The organism is Rhizobium sp. Leaf311 (genome assembly GCF_001423445.1).
Taxonomy (GTDB): domain Bacteria; phylum Pseudomonadota; class Alphaproteobacteria; order Rhizobiales; family Rhizobiaceae; genus Agrobacterium.
In genome coordinates this window covers 223,471-241,967 of sequence record NZ_LMNZ01000001.1, presented here as the reverse complement: position 1 = coordinate 241,967, position 18,497 = coordinate 223,471, and the positions used below count along the sequence as shown (strand labels likewise).

At 57.9% G+C, this 18,497-nt stretch carries 15 protein-coding genes; 7 read left to right on the top strand and 8 right to left on the bottom strand.

Annotated elements, in window-relative coordinates:
- Positions 1-81: 81 nt before the first annotated feature.
- Positions 82-1,146 carry a bile acid:sodium symporter family protein gene (locus ASF69_RS01050; RefSeq protein ID WP_062584471.1) on the top strand — a complete coding sequence of 355 codons (1,065 nt, stop codon included), beginning with the start codon at positions 82-84 and terminating at the stop codon, positions 1,144-1,146.
- Between the two features lie 34 nt (positions 1,147-1,180).
- On the opposite strand, the gene ASF69_RS01045 is transcribed toward ASF69_RS01050, so the two are convergent.
- The gene (locus ASF69_RS01045) at positions 1,181-1,663 is read right to left on the bottom strand and encodes an Hsp20 family protein (protein WP_062584470.1); all 483 of its coding nucleotides are present in this window, start codon (positions 1,661-1,663) and stop codon (positions 1,181-1,183) included.
- 383 nt (positions 1,664-2,046) lie between these two features.
- Between ASF69_RS01045 and ASF69_RS01035 the strand changes: the two genes are divergently transcribed.
- Entirely contained in the window at positions 2,047-2,988 is a 942-nt protein-coding gene (locus tag ASF69_RS01035; RefSeq protein WP_062584466.1) for an alpha/beta hydrolase, read from the top strand.
- A 47-nt stretch (positions 2,989-3,035) separates the two neighbouring features.
- Here ASF69_RS01035 and ASF69_RS01030 read toward each other — a convergent pair whose 3' ends face one another.
- The 3 genes from ASF69_RS01030 to ASF69_RS01020 all read right to left on the bottom strand — a co-directional run bounded on the left by ASF69_RS01030 (position 3,036) and on the right by ASF69_RS01020 (position 4,554).
- Positions 3,036-3,293 (bottom strand): DUF2312 domain-containing protein, encoded by a 258-nt coding sequence (locus ASF69_RS01030; protein WP_112962842.1) that lies wholly within the window; start codon positions 3,291-3,293, stop codon positions 3,036-3,038.
- A gap of 154 nt (positions 3,294-3,447) precedes the next feature.
- On the bottom strand, positions 3,448-3,753 hold the full coding sequence (locus ASF69_RS01025) for a DUF1244 domain-containing protein (RefSeq protein WP_062584463.1): 306 nt from the start codon (positions 3,751-3,753) through the stop codon (positions 3,448-3,450).
- Between the two features lie 12 nt (positions 3,754-3,765).
- Positions 3,766-4,554, bottom strand: a complete 789-nt coding sequence (locus ASF69_RS01020; protein ID WP_062584460.1) for an N-formylglutamate amidohydrolase — start codon at positions 4,552-4,554, stop codon at positions 3,766-3,768.
- A gap of 194 nt (positions 4,555-4,748) precedes the next feature.
- Between ASF69_RS01020 and ASF69_RS01015 the strand changes: the two genes are divergently transcribed.
- Together ASF69_RS01015 and pyk are read left to right on the top strand one after the other, a co-directional pair.
- Positions 4,749-5,231: a DUF1036 domain-containing protein gene (locus tag ASF69_RS01015; protein ID WP_062584458.1), complete on the top strand. Its 483-nt coding sequence runs from the start codon at positions 4,749-4,751 to the stop codon at positions 5,229-5,231.
- The gene (gene pyk / locus ASF69_RS01010) at positions 5,231-6,670 is read left to right on the top strand and encodes a pyruvate kinase (RefSeq protein ID WP_062584456.1); all 1,440 of its coding nucleotides are present in this window, start codon (positions 5,231-5,233) and stop codon (positions 6,668-6,670) included. Before ASF69_RS01015 ends, pyk begins: the two co-directional genes overlap by 1 nt.
- 105 nt (positions 6,671-6,775) lie before the next feature.
- Here pyk and ASF69_RS01005 read toward each other — a convergent pair whose 3' ends face one another.
- From ASF69_RS01005 to ASF69_RS00995, 3 genes are all read right to left on the bottom strand, one after another.
- Positions 6,776-8,980, bottom strand: a complete 2,205-nt coding sequence (locus tag ASF69_RS01005) for a hypothetical protein (RefSeq protein WP_062584454.1) — start codon at positions 8,978-8,980, stop codon at positions 6,776-6,778.
- 465 nt (positions 8,981-9,445) lie between these two features.
- Complete coding sequence (locus ASF69_RS01000; RefSeq protein WP_244475356.1) at positions 9,446-11,284, bottom strand: DUF882 domain-containing protein; 1,839 nt, start codon at positions 11,282-11,284, stop codon at positions 9,446-9,448.
- A 258-nt stretch (positions 11,285-11,542) separates the two neighbouring features.
- Positions 11,543-13,102, bottom strand: coding sequence for a sigma-54 dependent transcriptional regulator (locus tag ASF69_RS00995; protein ID WP_062584449.1), 1,560 nt, complete (start codon positions 13,100-13,102; stop codon positions 11,543-11,545).
- A gap of 167 nt (positions 13,103-13,269) precedes the next feature.
- Here ASF69_RS00995 and ASF69_RS00990 point away from each other — a divergent pair, with 167 nt between their 5' ends.
- Positions 13,270-15,129, top strand: a complete 1,860-nt coding sequence (locus tag ASF69_RS00990; RefSeq protein ID WP_062584447.1) for a M3 family oligoendopeptidase — start codon at positions 13,270-13,272, stop codon at positions 15,127-15,129.
- Between the two features lie 82 nt (positions 15,130-15,211).
- A complete protein-coding gene (locus ASF69_RS00985; RefSeq protein ID WP_062585539.1) occupies positions 15,212-15,847 on the top strand; it encodes an aminotransferase class IV family protein in 636 nt (211 codons plus the stop codon).
- A 46-nt stretch (positions 15,848-15,893) separates the two neighbouring features.
- On the opposite strand, the gene ASF69_RS00980 is transcribed toward ASF69_RS00985, so the two are convergent.
- On the bottom strand, positions 15,894-16,802 hold the full coding sequence (locus ASF69_RS00980; protein ID WP_062585538.1) for a sensor domain-containing diguanylate cyclase: 909 nt from the start codon (positions 16,800-16,802) through the stop codon (positions 15,894-15,896).
- Positions 16,803-17,048: 246 nt separating this feature from the next.
- Here ASF69_RS00980 and ASF69_RS00975 point away from each other — a divergent pair, with 246 nt between their 5' ends.
- Positions 17,049-18,497 (top strand): homospermidine synthase, encoded by a 1,449-nt coding sequence (locus ASF69_RS00975; protein WP_062584445.1) that lies wholly within the window; start codon positions 17,049-17,051, stop codon positions 18,495-18,497.

Sequence of the window (18,497 nt, the reverse complement as noted above, 5' to 3'; positions counted from 1 at the left end):
TGTTAGTTTTTGCATCTGATTTCATGATGAGCGATAGTGCCGCAATATTCAATGAGATCCCATGAAAGAAAGCATGTCTCCATGAGCCGCTTCCTGCCCGACCGTTTCACCATGATGCTTGTCGCCACCGTCATCATCGCCTCGCTGTTGCCCGTAAGCGGCGAGTTGGCGGATTATTTCGGCATCGCGACCAAATGCGCCATCGCGCTGCTGTTTTTCCTGCACGGGGCAAGACTATCGCGCGACGTGGTCATTGCGGGCGTTCTGCACTGGCGGCTGCATCTGGTCATTCTGCTGGTGACCTTCGGCCTGTTCCCGCTGCTCGGTGTTGCCCTGGGCTATATTCCGCAGGAAATTCTGCCGGCGCCGCTCTATATGGGCGTTCTCTTTCTTTGCGTTCTGCCATCCACGGTGCAGTCTTCCATTGCCTTTACGTCGATGGCAGGCGGCAATGTTCCCGCCGCCGTCTGCGCGGCATCGGCGTCGAACATCCTTGGCATGTTTCTCACCCCGGTGCTGGTCGGCTTCCTGTTTACCGTCGGCGGCCATGGCGGTGGATTTTCTCTCGATGCCTTCCTGCAGATTTTCCTGCAGCTTCTCCTGCCCTTCATTCTGGGCCAGCTCTTGCAGCCATGGATCGGAGACTGGATCCGCGCACGCAAAAGCCTTCTGGCACCCGTCGATCGTGGCTCCATCCTGATGGTGGTCTACCTTGCCTTCAGCGAGGCGGTGGTCGAAGGCATCTGGAACCAGTTTACCCTTCGCGATATCGGCGTGGTCATTGGCATCGATATCCTGCTGCTCGCCACCGTCCTAGTCATCACCATGTTCGGAAGTCGGCTGGTTGGTTTCAAGAAGGAGGACGAGATCACCATCACCTTCTGCGGCTCCAAGAAGAGCCTGGCCAGCGGCGTGCCCATGGCGGGCGCCATCTTCGCGGGGCAGAGCATCGGGGCAATCGTTCTGCCTCTGATGCTGTTTCACCAGATCCAGCTGATGGCCTGCGCCGTGATTGCGCAGCGCTATGCGCGCAAGACGCAGGCAGATGAAAAGGCAAAGGCCGTAACGAAAGCCAAGCCCGAGGAAACGGCAACACCCGCAGAAGCCGTCGTCCCGCCCGAACAAACAAAAACGGCCCTGCAGTGAGGGCCGTTTCGTTGGTTTCAAGAAGGGTTACGCCTTAGTTGACCTGAGCAGGCGTGACCTGAGCCTCGATCTGCTTTGGCGCATCTGCAATGTCAGAGACGATCGCGATGCGGCGCGGCTTCATGGCTTCGGGAATGTTGCGCAGAAGGTCGATGTGCAACAGGCCGTTCTTGAGCGATGCATTCTGCACCTCTACGTGATCGGCAAGCTGGAAGCGGCGCTCGAAGGCGCGCTTGGCGATGCCGCGATAGAGGAATTCGCCTTCGCTTTCCTTGTTTTCATCGGCTTTTTCCGCCTTCACGGTCAGCACATTGGCGCGCGATTCGATGCTGAGTTCACTTTCATCGAAACCGGCAACGGCCATGGTGATGCGGTAAGCGTTTTCACCCGTGCGTTCGATATTGTAGGGCGGATAGGCCTGGGCCTGCTCAGGCTGGCCAATGCCATCGAGCATGGAAAAAAGGCGGTCGAAACCGACCGTGGAGCGGTAGAGTGGGGAAAAATCAACGTGACGCATAGTGTCCTCCTGTGAGCGACTGTTTGCGGTTAGGGCCCTCGCCCCTGATGGCGACGAGTGACCGGAAACGGCCCCGTTCTGGCGACCGTGATCATGAGATGGGAAGGCATTTGCACAAGTTCAAGAGTTTTGGTGGCTGGGAATTTCGCTGAACGAAATGTGAATGACAGGTTCTGAAATCATTCAGTTTCGCAGCGATAGACATGACCTCATCGGAGGCAATCTCCGGCGGCAGAAGTGTAACGTCCCTTCTTCTTCTGTCATATTCGCCGGAACCGCGACTGCTAAGACCGACGGTTCCGGCAATTTTTCCTTTGACGTCCCCGGACGCGCCACTTATCCCGTTATGGAACACATCTTCAGTGCCCAGCCGGAAATCCTTCATGACCGAAGCCATATTGCACGCGACCAAGGGCAACCCCGTGCCCGAAAACCATATCGCAGGCTATTTCACCGGTCACAAAAACAAGAAGCTGCGCTACGCCATCTTCCGCTCCGGGCAATCGATTGCCCGAGGCACCATCGTGCTTGTGCATGGCAGGAACGAGTGCATCGAGAAATATTTCGAGACCATCAATGACCTGACCGCCAAAGGCTTCTGGGTCGCGACCTTCGATACGCGCGGCCAGGGAGGCTCGGAGCGATTGCTGAAAAAGGCGCATGCGGGTTATGTGCGGCGCTTTTCAGACTACCAGAAGGATATTTCGCTGTTTCTCGAGCAGGTTGTGCTGCCCGATACGCGCCTGCCCTTCTTCATGCTGGCACATTCCACCGGCGGACTGGCCGCGCTGGCAATGGCCCCTTCCCTGTCCAACAGGATCGACCGCATGGTGCTGAGCGCACCGTTCATTACCCTCTCCGGGCAATCCATGCCGAGCTGGTTCATTAGAACGGTTGCCACGGCGCTGACCCTGACAGGCCTTGGAGGCGTGCAACTGGGGAAGGACCAGCGCGAACGCTCCTTCGATGACAATCCTTTAACATCAGATCCGGACCGATTCGCCCGCAACGTCGCCATCGGAACGCAACACCCGGAGCTGTTTATCGGTGCGCCAACGGCCCGCTGGCTTTTTGAAGTGCTGAAAACGATGCCGCGCGTGACAAGACAGGATCACCTGACCAATGTCACAGTGCCAACGCTTCTTCTGGCACCAATGCGCGACAGACTGACGCCCTATGCCGCGCAGGAGGAGTTATCCCGCAATTTCCGCGCCGCACAACTCATCCCCATCACCGGCGCCCGCCACGAAGTGCTGCTGGAACGCGATGTCTACCGCGATCAGGCACTGGCAGCGATAGACGCCTTCTTCGCGCCCGGGGAATAGCTAACGGCAGGGGTGTCTGCACACCCGCGCCGCATCACCTGTCTCTCTTATTCCATACCCAGAGCAGCCATATAGGTCTGCAGGATCGTCTCTTCCTCGATACGCTCATTGGCGTCCTTCTTGCGAAGACGAATGATCGTGCGAATGGCCTTCGTGTCGTAACCGCGGCCCTTGGCTTCGCCCATGACGTCCTTGATATCGCCGGAAATCGCAGCTTTTTCTTCTTCCAGTCGCTCAATACGCTCGATGAACTGACGAAGTTCGGCGGCGGCTACGGTTTCTGTTGTGGCTGTATCGTCCATTATCTTTCCTTCAGACGTCGGGCACTCTCATGCGGAGGCACTTGATAGAAACTCGTTGGGGGCGCCAGGCAAAAGCCTGGCAACGGCCCGATTTTTTTCAGGATGGTGAACTGCCCGTCCACGGCTCCGGCGTCAAGCCGTTTCCTTGCACAAGGGCCTATTCGTGGGGCCTGTTCTTCTCGAATGAGGCTTTCTGGGTATCCGTTGCCTCGGCTTGGTGCAGCGTCTTCCACTCTTCATAGGGCATTCCATAGACCATCTCGCGGGCGGCATCCTTGGAGATGTCATGTCCGGCCTCTCTTGCCGCATCCGCATACCAGTTGGAAAGGCAGTTGCGGCAAAAACCGGCAAGGTTCATCAGGTCGATGTTCTGGACATCGCTGCGCTCTTGCAAATGCTTGAGAAGCCTGCGAAATGCCGCCGCCTCGAGTTCTCTCTTGCTGATATCGTCAAGGTCGCTCATGCTGCTCTCCGCTCAGTAGGGTCCAGTCCGCGAAGCGAACGTCTGATACTCATGCAGGGTGGGATCATCGTTCATTGCGGCAAAAATGGGAGCGAGGCGCTCTGCCCAGGCGGCAATCCCCGCATCGTCGGCAATCAAATCCTGCCGCACCTCCAAAAGAGCGTGCGCGATACCCTTGACCATGCAGTGACGATACATGGTGTCACCCTTCAGCGCCCCGTCATAGGGCTCGTTGTCACCCACCATTATATCGCCCGCTGCGTTCAACTTCGCAAGCAGCGGCGTTACGGCACGGTGGTCCGTATCCCACAGCACCGCAGCGTGCCATGGCCGGGCAAACGCTTTCCAAAAAGGTGTGTAGGAGTGAAGGGAAAAGACAAGTGGCGCCTTGCCCGTCTGCCTGCCAACCCTTCCCAAGACGCCATCCACCGCGTTGTGATAGGGACGGTGAAAGCTGTTGAGGCGCAGATCCCACTCTTCCTGCGTGATGTCTCGATTGCCGGGAATGATCGCCCCGTCCGAAATCTTCATGATGAGTGTCGGGTCATCCTCGCCGCGATTGGGATCGATCAGCAGGCGCGAAAAGCGGCTCATGACCGCAGGTACGCCGAGCCTTGACGCCAGGTGTCGTGTCAGCCCCTCCACCCCGATATCAAAGGCGATATGTCTCTTGAATGCAGTCTGCGGCAAACCAAGATCGCCATAGGCAGTCGGCAGGAGGTTGGTGGCGTGATCGGCAAGAAGAACCATGCCTTTGTCATAATCGCCTTCTATGATTTCGTAGGGCTGAAAGTCTGACATCTTCGATTTTCTTGGAGACTGAAAGGGAGAGACGCTTGATGGCATGGCTGACCGCTACGCGCAAGTTGACAGGGCCAAACGACCGCCGCCAGCACCCCGGGAAAGCTCCTACACAGTATAATCGATTGAACTTGCGTTGACTTTCTTGGGCGTCCGCGCCAAGAAGTGTTTTCATTTATAACCATGGAATCCGGATGGAAGCCGTGACACAGACAATCTCCGCTCTCCTTGAAAAATATCGGCGTGCAGTCCGTTTCTTCTGCGCAGCCGCCCTCTTCGGAACACCGCTTCTTCTTGCAGAACCGGCACTGGCGGATTTCCGTGTCTGCAACAGCACGCAAAATCTCGTCGGCGTGGCCATTGGCTATCGGGCCCAGGAAGGCTGGGTCAGCGAGGGCTGGTGGCAGGTTCCGGCCTCCACATGCGCCACCTTGATCGAAGGTGAGCTGCAATCACGCTATTATTATCTCTACGCCGAGGACGCTGCCCGTGGCGGCAGATGGACTGGCGACGTCAACATGTGCGTCGCGGAAAACGAGTTCAAGATCAACGGCGTAGACGATTGTTATGCCCGTAGTTTCCAGAGAATGGGTTTCAAGGAATACGATACGGGTCGACAGGGAAGCTGGATGGTCCAGCTTTCGGACACGCCAGGCACACAGGAAAGTCAGAACTGATGAAGCGTAATCGCAAAGTCAAAATCCTTGCAACTCTCGGCCCAGCATCTTCCGATGAGGCAATGATCGAGAAGCTGCATCTGGCCGGCGCCGATCTGTTCCGCATCAATATGAGCCACGCCAGCCACGATCTGATGCGCACGCTGATTGAGCGTATCCGCTCCGTGGAACGCCGTGTCGGCCGCCCGATCGGTATTCTGGCCGACCTGCAGGGACCCAAGCTGCGCGTTGGCAAATTTGCCGATACCAAGGTCGATCTCGTCGCCGGTCAGACCTTCACACTCGACAGCAACGAAGCCCTTGGCGACAACAACCGCGTCTTCCTGCCCCATCCCGAAATTCTGGAAGCGGTAAAGCCGGGCGACCGCCTGCTAATCGATGACGGCAAGCTGCACCTGCGCGCTGAAAAATGCGATGGCAAGAGCATTGTGACAACCGTCGTTTCGGGCACCAAGATCTCTGACCGCAAGGGCATCAGCCTTCCCGATACGCTTCTGGGCGTCGGCGTGCTGACCGACAAGGACCGCGTCGACCTCGACGCCGTTCTCGCCACCGATGACGTCGACTGGGTGGCTCTGTCCTTCGTGCAGCGGCCGGAAGACCTTGTGGAAGTTCGCAAGATCGCCGGTGGCCGCGTTGGCCTCATGTCCAAGATCGAAAAGCCGCAGGCGATCGAACGCATCGAGGAAATCATCGAGCTTTCGGACGCGCTGATGGTTGCCCGTGGTGACCTTGGCGTCGAAATGCCGCTCGAAGCCGTGCCCGGCATTCAGAAGCAGTTGACCCGCGCGTGTCGCCGCGCCGGCAAGCCGGTTGTGGTTGCCACGCAGATGCTGGAATCGATGATTTCTGCGGCGGTACCGACCCGTGCAGAAGTGTCCGACGTGGCGACCGCCGTTTTCGAAGGCGCCGATGCCATCATGCTGTCTGCCGAGTCCGCCTCCGGCGATTATCCGGTCGAAGCCGTCTCCACCATGGCCTCTATCGCCAGCACCGTGGAACAGGACCCGCATTATTCCAGCATCATCTATGCGCAGCGCGCTCAGCCGGAAGCAACCGGTGCCGACGCGATCTCGCTGGCTGCCCGCCAGATTGCCGAAACGCTCGGCCTGTCTGCCATCGTTACCTACACCTCGTCCGGCACGACCGGCCTGCGCGCCGCACGTGAGCGCCCGCAGGTTCCGATCATCGCACTCTCGCCCATCATCCAGACGGCACGCCGCCTGTCGGTCGTGTGGGGCCTGCACTGCGTCGTGACCGGTGATGCCAGCGACCTGGACGACATGGTCAATCGCGCCTGCCGGATCGTTGTCGATGAAGGTTTCGGCAAGCCCGGCGACCGCATCATCATCTCGGCCGGTGTGCCGCTGGGAACGCCCGGCGCGACGAACATGGTCCGCATCGCCTATATCGGCTCCGACGGCCAGAGCGGCGTCTGAGGCCTCGGATGCGTCAGACAAGATCTGGCGAGAACAGACAAAAAGGGGCGCAGCAACCGCTGCGCCCCTTTTTCGATTCTGGCGTTTTGAAGTTACGCTTGAAAATCAGTTGGACTGATAAGCAGCAATAACGATCGCGACCTGAGCATTGCTCATGGCTTGAAGTTGCGCTGATGAAAACGCAGCGATATTTTCGCTCGACAGACCACTCAGAGCCGCCGTTGCAATACCAGAAACAACCTTGCGGTTGATCGCGGCAATCTCTGACGTCGTGAAGCTGCTGAGTTCGCTTGAATCAAGAGTAGCGATCTGGCTGGATCTCAGCCCGGCGATCTGGACGTCGGTCAGCGCTTCGATGCTTTCAGCGCTCAGAGCTTGAAACTGATTCGCTGAGAGCGCCGACAATTGCCTCGATGTCATGGCGCTGACCTTTGTCGAGTCCAGGCCTGCAAGTGCGTCGGTGGAAAGGCCGGAAATCTGGGTGGCGGCCAGCGCAGAGAACTGCTGCGGCGTCAAAGAAGCAAATTGGCTCGACGTCAAAGCCGACATCTGCTTGGCAGTCAGGGACGAAATCTGCGACGTCGTCATGGACGAGAACAGATCGTCAGCCATTCCTGCAATCGCAGACGTGGACAGGCCTGAAATAGCCGACCGAGAAATAGCCGCGATCTCTTCGGCACTGAAGCTGTTGATTTCCGCAGAGGACAGCGTCGCCATCTTTTTCGCGTCAAGCGCAGCGATCTGGCCCGTCGTCAGTGCCGCGATACCATCGGCGCTTAGTGCGTCGAACTGCAAGGTAGACAAGGCCTTGATCTTCTTGGAAGAAAAGGCCGCAAGATCGTCCCCATCGAGGCTTGCCAAGGCCGCCGTAGACAGGCCGGAAACCTGCGACTGCGATAGCCCTGCGAATTGTGCCGGGGTCAGGGCAGCCAGCTGATCTGACGTGAGCGCCCTGATCTGTCCACCTGACAGAGCGGACATTTGGCCCGAGGTCAACGATGCGATACGGTCGGGTGTCACGCCAGCCAGAGCGACAGTGTTGAGCGCGGCGATTGCGGATTTCCCAAGGACAGCAAATTCCTCTGGCGTAAACAGGTTCAGCTCATCTGCCGAAAGTGTTGCAGCTTGTCGCGCGTTCAACCCTGCAACCTGCGTCGTCGTCAGGCTTTCGATGCCGCTTGTCGTCAATGCCTGGAATTGCAGGCTGGAGAGTGCTCCAACCTGTTTCATCGTCAGCGATGCGATCTGGTCGGGTTCGAGATTGGCGATGACAGTGGTGGACAGACCAGCGATCTGTTTTGAAGACATGGCGGCAAACTGGCCAGGCTCCAGCGCCTTCAACTGATCCGAATTGAGAACCCCAAGCTGCGCAGATGACAGAGCGGCGACCTGCGATGCAGACAAAGCGGAGATCTTGTTCGTCGCGAGACCCGCAAGTGCTGTTGTCGTCAGACCCGCAAGTGCCGCCTTCGTAAGCGAACCGATTTCTTCATTTGTGAATGTATTCAACTCGGCCGCACTCAACGTCGCAGCCTGCGCCGATTTCATCCCTGAAATCTGGGTTGTCGTGAGACTTTCCAGACTTGCGGACGACAATGCCTCGAATTGTGTCGTTGAAAACGCCCCGACTTGTCTGCTGGTCATGGAGACCAGCTGACTGCTGCCAAGGGTCGCGATGACATCGGTCTTCAAGCCCGCAATGTGCTTTGTCGTGAGTGCGGAGAACTGCTCCGGCGACAATGCCGCAAGCTGGGACGAACTGAAGGCCTGCATCTGACCCGTAGTCAGCCGTGAAATTTGCGATGTCGTCAGTGCAGTGATTTTATTGGTCGCCAATCCGGCCAAAGCATCGGTCGTTAGGCTTCCCATTGCGGTGCGACCGATCGAGCCGATTTCCTCCGCCGTAAAGCTGTTGAGCTCCGCCGCCGAAAGAGTAGCGACTTGAGCGCCGGACATGGCCGAGACCTGACTACTGTTCAGCGCTTCAATCGCAGTAGCAGAGAAGCCCTCAAGCTGGCTGGCATAGAGGGCCTTGACCTGGGACGTGGTAAAACCCGAAACCTGTGTGGTCCCAAGAGCCGACAATTGCGACAGCGTCAACCCTTTGACGGAGTTGGCGGCAAAAGCACTAACGACAGTATTGCTCAGAGTGGACAGCACGCCTGTATTGAGCGCGGCAATCTGCGAGGAGGTGAACGCACGGACCTGCGTCGATTTCAACTCCTCAAGGTCGCCCTTGGTCAACGACGCAATGGTAGACGTCTCAAGCCGGGAAATCTGCCTGGTCGGAAGAGAAGCAATCGAAGTCATAAGCGTGCGACACCATCAGGACAAAGAGATGTTCCATAAAGGCGGGAATTGACATTGCCTGACGTGATGAAAGCGGCAAGCAAAGCTTAAGTCAATTCTAGACACCCAAGCAACAGCGTGAAGCGATTGCGGATATGCAAACATCATTTTACAGGGGACATGGCTCGCGAGAACCGGCGCAATGCAAAGAGCTTCATGCGTACGGTACCAGAACTGCTACCGCCTTTGCGCCATCATTTATTTATGCATCTAACTAAAGTCTTGTACACAAAACTTTCGGACTCAGCCGAATGTATAAACTTGTCTGCAAAGTAACAGTCTCCGGAATGCCCGTCAAGGTCACTTTGCCTCGCTCATTCAATCTACGGATTCAGCTTTTTGATCAGTAAATCCAATGAAAATCGCGCCCAGCCATTTGCAGACTGGACGCGATGGAAACACTTCGAACGCAATGGGAGATCGCGCTTAGGGCATCTTGACCGGCGTGCTGAACCGGCTTGAGTCAATTGCTGCAGCGCCTGGACGGAAGCTTGCGGTTGCCGCAGAGGCAGACATGTCGTGGCTGAGCATACGATTGTTGACGAGACGAGGAGCCTTTACGGCACGGCCTGAAGCACCCTTGTCCTGGCTAAGAGCCCAGTCGGATATGGCTTCCTGCGTCAGGCGACCGCCGCTGACCATCGCTTTTTCAGCCACGGCAGCATCCTGCTTGCTTGGACGACCACCCTTTGTGGGCAGACCGACGCTGAGCGCATTCTTGGCTTTTGGCTTCACATCGAACGCGTCACCGTAGCTGTCCTCGTCGCGGCTGGACACAGCAGGCTCGGCCTTTGCCATCTCGACAGGTTTTGCCGCAGGCACTGATGCAACGGCGCGACCAGCGGAGGCCGGGAACTGCGCAGCGCTTGGCATCGCTGTTGCCGTCAAGGCGGACCGGGCGTCCTGTCCGCTCTGCTCAAGAGCGGCGACGACGACAGGCGAAAGCGTTGCACCTTCTGCTTCGTCTTCCTGACCCTCTACATCTGCATTGGCAGATGCGAGCAGCGCTTCTGCGACAGCCGGGCGGTTGGCCGGAACTGGAACATGCGCGGCCAGGGCGTCGCCAGGCATATCTTCGGACGCAAGGGCCGCCGTCATCGTGGTGCCTTCGGCGTCACCCTTCATGCGACGAGGCCCAAGCAGCGTGGGAACGGGGATGGAATATTGGGCCAGATCAGCAAATTGCTGTTCGGCAGGTGCCGCAGTCGGTGTTGGGGTGGTGGCAGCCTGAAGCGCATCCTGCGCTGCATTACGTGCTGGCGAGTAAAGCGCTGTGGCTAGGCCGTTCTGGCCCTCCTGCTCCCGAAACGCCGGGCGTGCTGTTGGCAGCGGTGCAGCTACAGCTGGAACCGGCTGGGCGGAAGCGACCGCAACCGCGGCAGGTGCCTCGTCCGTTTCCTCGGCAACCGGAGCCGCAGCAGGTGCGGACGACCGGGTTGCGGGTTCCGGCGTTGCAATGCCTTCGGCATCTTCATCCTCATCACCACCACCAAACAGCGTTGCAAGCAACGTCTTGCGCTTGCCGCCGGAAGAAGACGATGCAGGACCAGCGCCCGCGGTGCTGGCCACCTGGATGGACGATGAGCTGACACGCTTCTTGTAGTCTGCCAGCGCCTGATCGTAGCCGGGAAGCGGCTTGCCGTCGGCTGGAAGGTGAATGGTATTGCCGTTCGGGAAAATCCGCACGAGTTCCTGGCGGCTCATGCGCGGCCAGGCGCGGACGTTGCCGACATCAAGATGCACGAAAGGCGAACCGGAGGTCGGGTAGAAACCAACGCCGCCGATCTGCATCTGCATGGCAATTTCGCGCAGGCGGGAGAGCTTCACGCCGGGAATGTAGAAATCCATCGCCTTGCCCAGCGTATGCTGGCTGCTCTTTGCGACACCCTTGGTGCGCGAGCGCAGCATACCGTTGGTTTCCGGCGAGCGGAAAGCGGACACGACGTTGATATATTCGTTGGCACCGGAGCGACGGTAGACTTCCCAGACGAGATCGAAAAGGCGCGGATCCATCTTGGTGGGCTGGTTGCGACGCCAGTCGCGCAGGAAGCGGTTCAGCTCCTGCAGACCCTTCTGGTCATACTTGCCGTTTCGCTTGAATGTGATGACGGCTTTTTCTTTGGTGTGGATATAATAGAGCTTCAGACTGCGTGTTTCGGCGGCGGCTTCCGTCGCCGAAATTCCGAGAGCGGGCATCGCGGCCATCATCAGGCACGCGCAGGTGACAACGCGTGCCCACAGCTTCGTGCATATATCTTTGATCAAGCCGCGCGCTATCTTGCCCGAGAGCGCGATATTCCGATGCAGATAAAGCAATTTGATCCCCGCCTGGCAGACAATTCGTCACATTGTCCCACATGAACCTCAATTACGGTCACACGATGGCAATTTTGCCACACATGGACATTCATCCTCTATATAGTGAACGCTTCACTAACAAGTGGTTTATAGACCGTAAGTGAATATCCTTGCCCAGGAGTTAACAAATTCCACATCTGCTAATTTAAGCCAAGCGAAACGGCATCAAGCCGCTTCGCGCAGGGGATCGTCTGGATCAATGCCATAATCCTTCAACTTGCGGTAAAGTGTAGAGCGCCCAATTCCCAGTTTTCGGGCCACCTGACTCATCTGCCCCCGGTAGAAGCGCAGGGCAAAACGGATCAGTTCTTCTTCGATATCCGCGATCTTGCGCACATCTCCGCTCTCATCCGTGCTGGCGATGAGGCTGCCGCCCCCCGCCGTTGACGTTGTCGAGCGGTTTTCATCGCTTGCCATAGCCTCCATCACCGACATGATTTCAGCTGCGCTGCTTCTGGTTTCCACCGGCTGGGCAACCAGAAGAGAGCGTTCTGGCGGTCTGTGCTGCGCGTCGTAATCGCCGACGGCACCAGCAAATTCTGGAACCTGCAAAGCGATTTGCGGAAAATCCGCTTCATTCAACTCGTCGCCCTGGGCAAGAACGACCGCACGGAACACGGCGTTCTCCAGCTGGCGAATGTTGCCTGGCCAGTCATAGGCGGTCAGCAGGGCAAGCGCGCCCGCATTGACGCCCAGCGCGTGCGGCAATTTCTGCTCGATCGAGAAGCGTTCCGCAAAAACGCGCGCCAGATAGGGAATGTCTTCCTTTCGGCGGCGGAGGGCCGGAATGGTGATGGGGAACACGTTGAGGCGATAATAGAGGTCTTCCCGGAAGCGGCCTTCCTTGACCTCCTCGATCAGGTTCTTGTTTGTCGCGGAGATAAGGCGGACATTCACCTTCTGCACCTTGGCAGATCCGACGGTTTCGATTTCGCCCTGCTGGACGGCACGCAGCAGCTTGACCTGAACATCGAGCGGAAGGTCGCCGATTTCGTCAAGGAACAGCGTTCCGCCATCGGCTTCCATGAACTTGCCGATGTGCTTTTCCGTAGCACCCGTGAATGCCCCCTTTTCGTGACCGAAAAGAATGCTTTCCACCAGATTATGCGGAATGGCCCCACAATTGACGGTGATGAAAGGTTTGCCTGCCCGGTCGCTGCCAGACTGGATGGCGCGCGCAATCATCTCCTTGCCAACGCCGGATTCCCCTTCCAGCACAACCGGGATATTGGATTGCGCCGCGCGCTGCGCCAATTCGATGACGCGCAGCATGGCGGGACTTGCCGAAACGATATCAGTAAAATTAACGGCGTGATTGCGTGAACGCTTGCCGGTGCGGGCCTTGGCCTCGCGCTGGTCCAGTTTCAACGCATTGGAAATGGCAGCGCCGATCCGCTCTGGCGACACGGGCTTGACCACGAAATCAAAGGCGCCCGCCCGCATGGCCTGCACCACGGTATCGATGCCGCCCTGCCCCGTCTGCACGATGACAGGAACATCCGTCCCAAGTTCCCCAACAGCCTTCAGGAAGGACAGGCCGTCCATCTCAGGCATCATGAGATCAAGAACAATGACGCTGATGTCACCGCTATGTTGCTTCAATAGCTCCAGCCCCACCCTGCCGTTTTCGGCGAGAATTGGCTGATGGCCAAAACGCTCCACCGCTTGTCTAAGCAGGCGGCGCTGCACGGGATCGTCATCGATAACGAGTACTTGCGCGGTCATTTCAGGCTCCGGTTTCCGGTTTATGGATCTGCTTCATGCAGACCTTTGAGCCGAATGTGGCACGGAAGGCTTGAACATCCTGTTTTGAGATTTGCTTGCATTTTAAGCATTGCCACGGGAAACGAAGCCCCCATATGCTTGAACACGAGATGAAGAGGAAACCCGGAATGACTTTCAAGACATCGACGACACTGCCCGCCTTTTCCGCTGATGGCGCGGCAAACGCCGCCACGGCAAGCACGGCATTGGGCAATCTTCCGACCTGGAAACTTTCCGATCTCTACCCCTCGGCAGACTCCCCAGAATACAAGGCAGCACTGGAAAAGGCGCAGGAAGGGGCGAAGGCCTTCGAAGCAAAATGGAAGGGCAAGCTTCAGGCGGCGGCTGAACTCACCGGCGAAAAGGGCCTTGGCGCGGCGCTGAAGGAATATGAGGCGCTGGATGATCTTCTCGGACGCATCGGCTCCTTTGCCGGCCTCACCTATTTTTCAGACACATCCAACCCGGCCAATGGCAAGATCTACGGCGATGCCCAGTCGAAGCTGACGGATCTGTCGGCCCACCTGCTGTTCTTCGCACTGGAACTGAACCGCATCGATGATGCAGTCATCGATGCCGCCATCGCCAACGATGCCTTGACCGCTCACTACAAGCCGTGGCTGGTCGATCTGCGCAAGGACAAGCCGCACCAGCTGGATGACAGTCTCGAACAGCTGTTTCTGGAAAAATCCATGACCAGTGCGGCGGCTTTCAACCGGCTTTTCGATGAAACCATGTCGGATCTGCGCTTTGAGGTGGATGGCAAAAGCCTTGCACTGGAAGAAACGCTCAACCTGCTGCAGGAGCCGGATGCGCAGACCCGTAAAAAAGCTGCACAGGCCTTGAGCGCGACCTTCAAGGACAATCTGCGCGTCTTTACGCTGATTACCAACACGCTTGCCAAGGACAAGGAAATTTCCGACCGCTGGCGCAAATTCGAAGACATCGCCGACAGCCGCCATCTGGCCAACCGTGTCGAGCGCGAGGTGGTGGATGCACTGGCGCTGGCGGTCACGCAGGCCTATCCGCGTCTGTCTCACCGCTATTACCAGATGAAGGCCAAGTGGCTGGGCATGGAGCAGATGGAATATTGGGACCGCAACGCGCCCCTGCCCGACACATCCAATGCCATTATCCCATGGGAAGATGCCAAGGATACGGTTCTCTCCGCCTATGGCGATTTCGCACCTGAAATGGCCGACATCGCCCGCCGCTTCTTCGATGAGCAATGGATCGACGCTCCGGCCCGCCCCGGAAAGGCGCCGGGTGCCTTCGCCCACCCGACCGTGCCATCGGCCCACCCTTATGTCCTCGTCAATTATCTCGGCAAACCGCGCGACGTCATGACCCTTGCCCATGAGCTCGGCCACGGCGTGCATCAGGTTCTGGCGGGTGGACAGGGTGCGTTGATGTGCGCGACGCCTTTGACGCTTGCCGAGACGGCATCGGTCTTCGGAGAAATGCTGACCTTCCGCAAGCTGCTCGACAATACCAGCGACCGTCGCGAGCGCAAGGCGCTTCTGGCCCGCAAGGTCGAGGACATGATCAACACGGTGGTCCGTCAGATCGCCTTTTATCAATTCGAGCGCAAGGTGCACACGGCCCGTAAAGAGGGCGAACTCACGTCGGAACAAATTGGTGAGCTGTGGCTCTCGGTCCAGCAGGAGAGCCTGGGACCGGCAATCCGTATCTCGGAAGGCTATGAAAGCTGGTGGACCTATGTTCCCCACTTCATCCATTCGCCCTTCTATGTCTATGCCTATGCCTTTGGCGATTGCCTGGTGAACTCGCTTTATGCAGTCTACCAGAATGCCGATGAGGGCTTTCAGGACAAATATTTCGAGCTGTTGAAGGCGGGCGGCACGAAACATCACTCCGAATTGCTGAAGCCTTTCGGTCTCGATGCGACGGATCCATCCTTCTGGAACAAGGGTCTTTCGATGATCGAAGGACTGATCGACGAGCTGGAAGCACTCGATAAGGAATAAAAAACGGCGAGGCTCAAATTTCGGACAAGCTTCGGCGTTTCTTATGCTTTACCTTACGTGAATCGCATGATGGATGCCGAGCATGAAACGCAAGCCTGCTGACCTGACCTTGAGGGAAACATTGCGCTGGGAACCGGAAACCGGTTTCCAGAGGCTTGAGCAGCACCTGCGCAGGCTTCTGCGCTCGGCGGATGCGTTGGGTTTTCGCGCTCCCGCCGATACGGTCAAGGCGTTGAATGCGGCGGTCGGCGGCACCGAGCCAATGATCGTGCGCGTCGTGATGACCTACAAGGGCGAGCTGGATATCAAGGCCGAACCCTTCGTCCCTCTTGCGGCCAACGCCGTCTGGCGGGTCAGGATCGCTGAAAAGACGCGTCTGGATTCCAGTGACACCTTCTACAGGCACAAATCCTCCCGCCGCGAACCTTACGACGCCGCGAGAGCCGAATTTTCCGCCGGTGAGGCCGACGAAGTTCTCCTTCTGAACGAACGTGGCGAAATCTGCGAGGGCTCCACGACCAGCGTTTTCGTAGAGGGTGCGGAAGGCCAGTTGCTGACGCCGCCGCTTGATAGCGGCATCCTGCCGGGTGTGCTGCGGGCAGATCTCATTCGCGAACGCAAGGCGCGTGGACAGGCACTCAGGCCCGCAGACCTTGCAGGCAAGAAGCTGTTCGTCGGAAATTCCCTGCATGGGCTGGTGGCGGCAGAGCTGGTCTAAGCCACGCCAAGACCACCATCGAAACAGGCGTCGGCGAGCGAGCGCCTTATTCTTCGACGGACTCGACCCGGGCGCGACCCTTCTGCTTGGCAGAATAGAGCGCACGGTCGACGCGCTGGTAAAGATCGGCTCTGCTTTCGCCTGATGTGTAGAGCGTAAGCCCGGCAGAGCAGCTGTAGGAAAAATCCGCAGCTCCGGGAAACGGGCAGGATGTGCTCACCTTTTCGAGGATACGCTGAGCCATGGCGGCGCAATCCGAAAGGGCCGTGCGGGGCATGATCAACATGAATTCTTCACCGCCGACGCGCCCGAACGTATCGGATCGGCGAATCGTTTCATGCGCGATCTTTACGAAATCCCGCAGCACGGTGTCGCCTCCCTGATGGCCGAAGCGATCATTGATGGCCTTGAAGAAATCGATATCCATGACGCAAAGACCAAAGGGCGGCTCAAGGCCGCTCTGGACATTGCCGATGTGTGCATCGAGTTTGGCGAAGACGAAACGACGATTGGCGGTTCCGGTCAGTTCGTCCGTCTGCGCCGCGCGCATGGCGATGTCGCGATCCTGACGCAGACTGCGCTGATTTTGCCGCAATTTGGTGATGTCGGTTCCCACGCACAGCATCCAGCCATCGTCCTGCACGGTCTCCGTCATCCAGATCCAGCGCCCGTCATGCATGTCCAGCTCCAGACCGCGGAACGGCACCTTGCCGCGACGCGACTGCGCGGACAAAAGCCAGGCGTCGAAGTCACTGGTGGTGATGATCAGGCCCTTGCGGTCTTGATAATTGGCGCGCAGCACCTCGATCCAGGTGGGAAATGCGTCCTGGGGAATATTGAACGCCTCTCGAAAAGCGCGATTGGCATGACGAAGCCTGTCCTGCGTATCATAGAGAGCGATGAAAATAGGCGTCATGTCCTGGAGCGCAATGACGCGCTCTATGAGGCTGTCCAGGCTGGGGGTTTCCTGACGCACGATGGGTTGCCCTTTTGCGATAAACGAACGGCACGGTTGAATATTGCATTATAGGCGTCGAAAGCAAGTATGCGTAGTCTCAAGCTGTACCGATGATTTTATGACCCTTCGCATCTGGTTCGATTTACCTTTCCGGCAGTCTTCATACGCCCGTCATCCGGCTACCCTTTATTGTTGAGACCTAATCATCTAGCTTAGGCCTTGTCTTCAAAGAGGAAATTGAGAATGACGGAAGTTGAATACCCGATTTACGGCGAAATTACCGGTCCCATCATCATGATCGGTTTCGGCTCCATCGGGCGCGGGACGCTTCCGTTGATTGAACGCCATTTCAAGTTCGACCTGTCGCGGCTGGTTGTTATCGACCCCAGAACCGATATTGCCGACTATCTGGAGAGCCGGGGAATACGCCATGTTCAGGCGCATCTGACCAAGGACAATTACAAGGACGTCCTCAAGCCGCTCGTCAAGAATGTCGAGGGACAGGGCTTTTGCGTCAACCTGTCTGTCGATGCGTCATCGGTGGATCTGATGAAGCTGTGCCGCAAATACGGAATGCTCTACATCGATACGGTAGTTGAGCCATGGCCCGGCTTCTACTTCGACACGGATGCGGATAATGCCGCACGCACGAATTATGCATTGCGCGAAACCATGCTGAAGGAGAAAGCGCGACGCCCCGGCGGCACGACCGCCGTTTCCACCTGCGGCGCCAATCCCGGCATGGTCTCCTGGTTCGTGAAACAGGCACTCGTCAATCTCGCACGCGACACGCATCTCGAATTTGACGAACCCGCCGCCAGCGATCGCGAAGGCTGGGCGAAACTCATGCAGACGTTGGGCGTCAAGGGTGTGCATATTGCCGAGCGCGATACGCAGCGCGCAAAGGAGCCGAAGCCCTTCAACACCTTCTGGAACACCTGGTCTGTCGAAGGCTTTATCGCTGAAGGTCTGCAGCCGGCAGAACTGGGCTGGGGCACTCATGAGAAATGGATGCCAAAGAACGCCCGCAAGCAGAAAAAGGGCAGCAAGGCCGCCATCTTTCTCGACCAGCCCGGCGCAAGCACGCGCGTTCGCACATGGTGCCCGACGCTTGGGCCCCAATATGGGCTGCTGGTTACCCACAATGAAGCGATTTCGATTTCGGACTATTTCACCGTGCGCGACAAGCGCGGGCATGTCGATTTTCGCCCGACCTGCCACTATGCCTACCACCCCTGCAATGACGCTGTCTTGTCACTCTACGAGATGTTCGGCAATGGCGGCAGCGCGCAACCCACCCAGCATGTGCTAACCGAAGACGAGCTGACCGACGGCGCGGATGAGCTGGGCGTCTTTCTCTATGGCCATGAGAAGAATGCCTACTGGTACGGCTCGCGCCTGACGCTGGAAGAAGCCCGCAAGCTGGCGCCCAACCAGAATGCGACCGGGCTGCAGGTCAGCTCCGCCGTTCTTGCGGGCATGGTCTGGGCGCTGGAAAATCCCGACGCTGGCATTGTCGAGGCAGACGAGCTCGACTACCAGCGCTGCCTCAACATCCAGCGCCGCTATCTCGGACCCGTCGAAGGCCATTACACCGACTGGACACCGCTTCAGGGAAGACCCGGCCTCTTTCCTGAAGATATCGACGCGGGCGATCCATGGCAGTTCCGCAACATTCTGGTGCGCGGATAA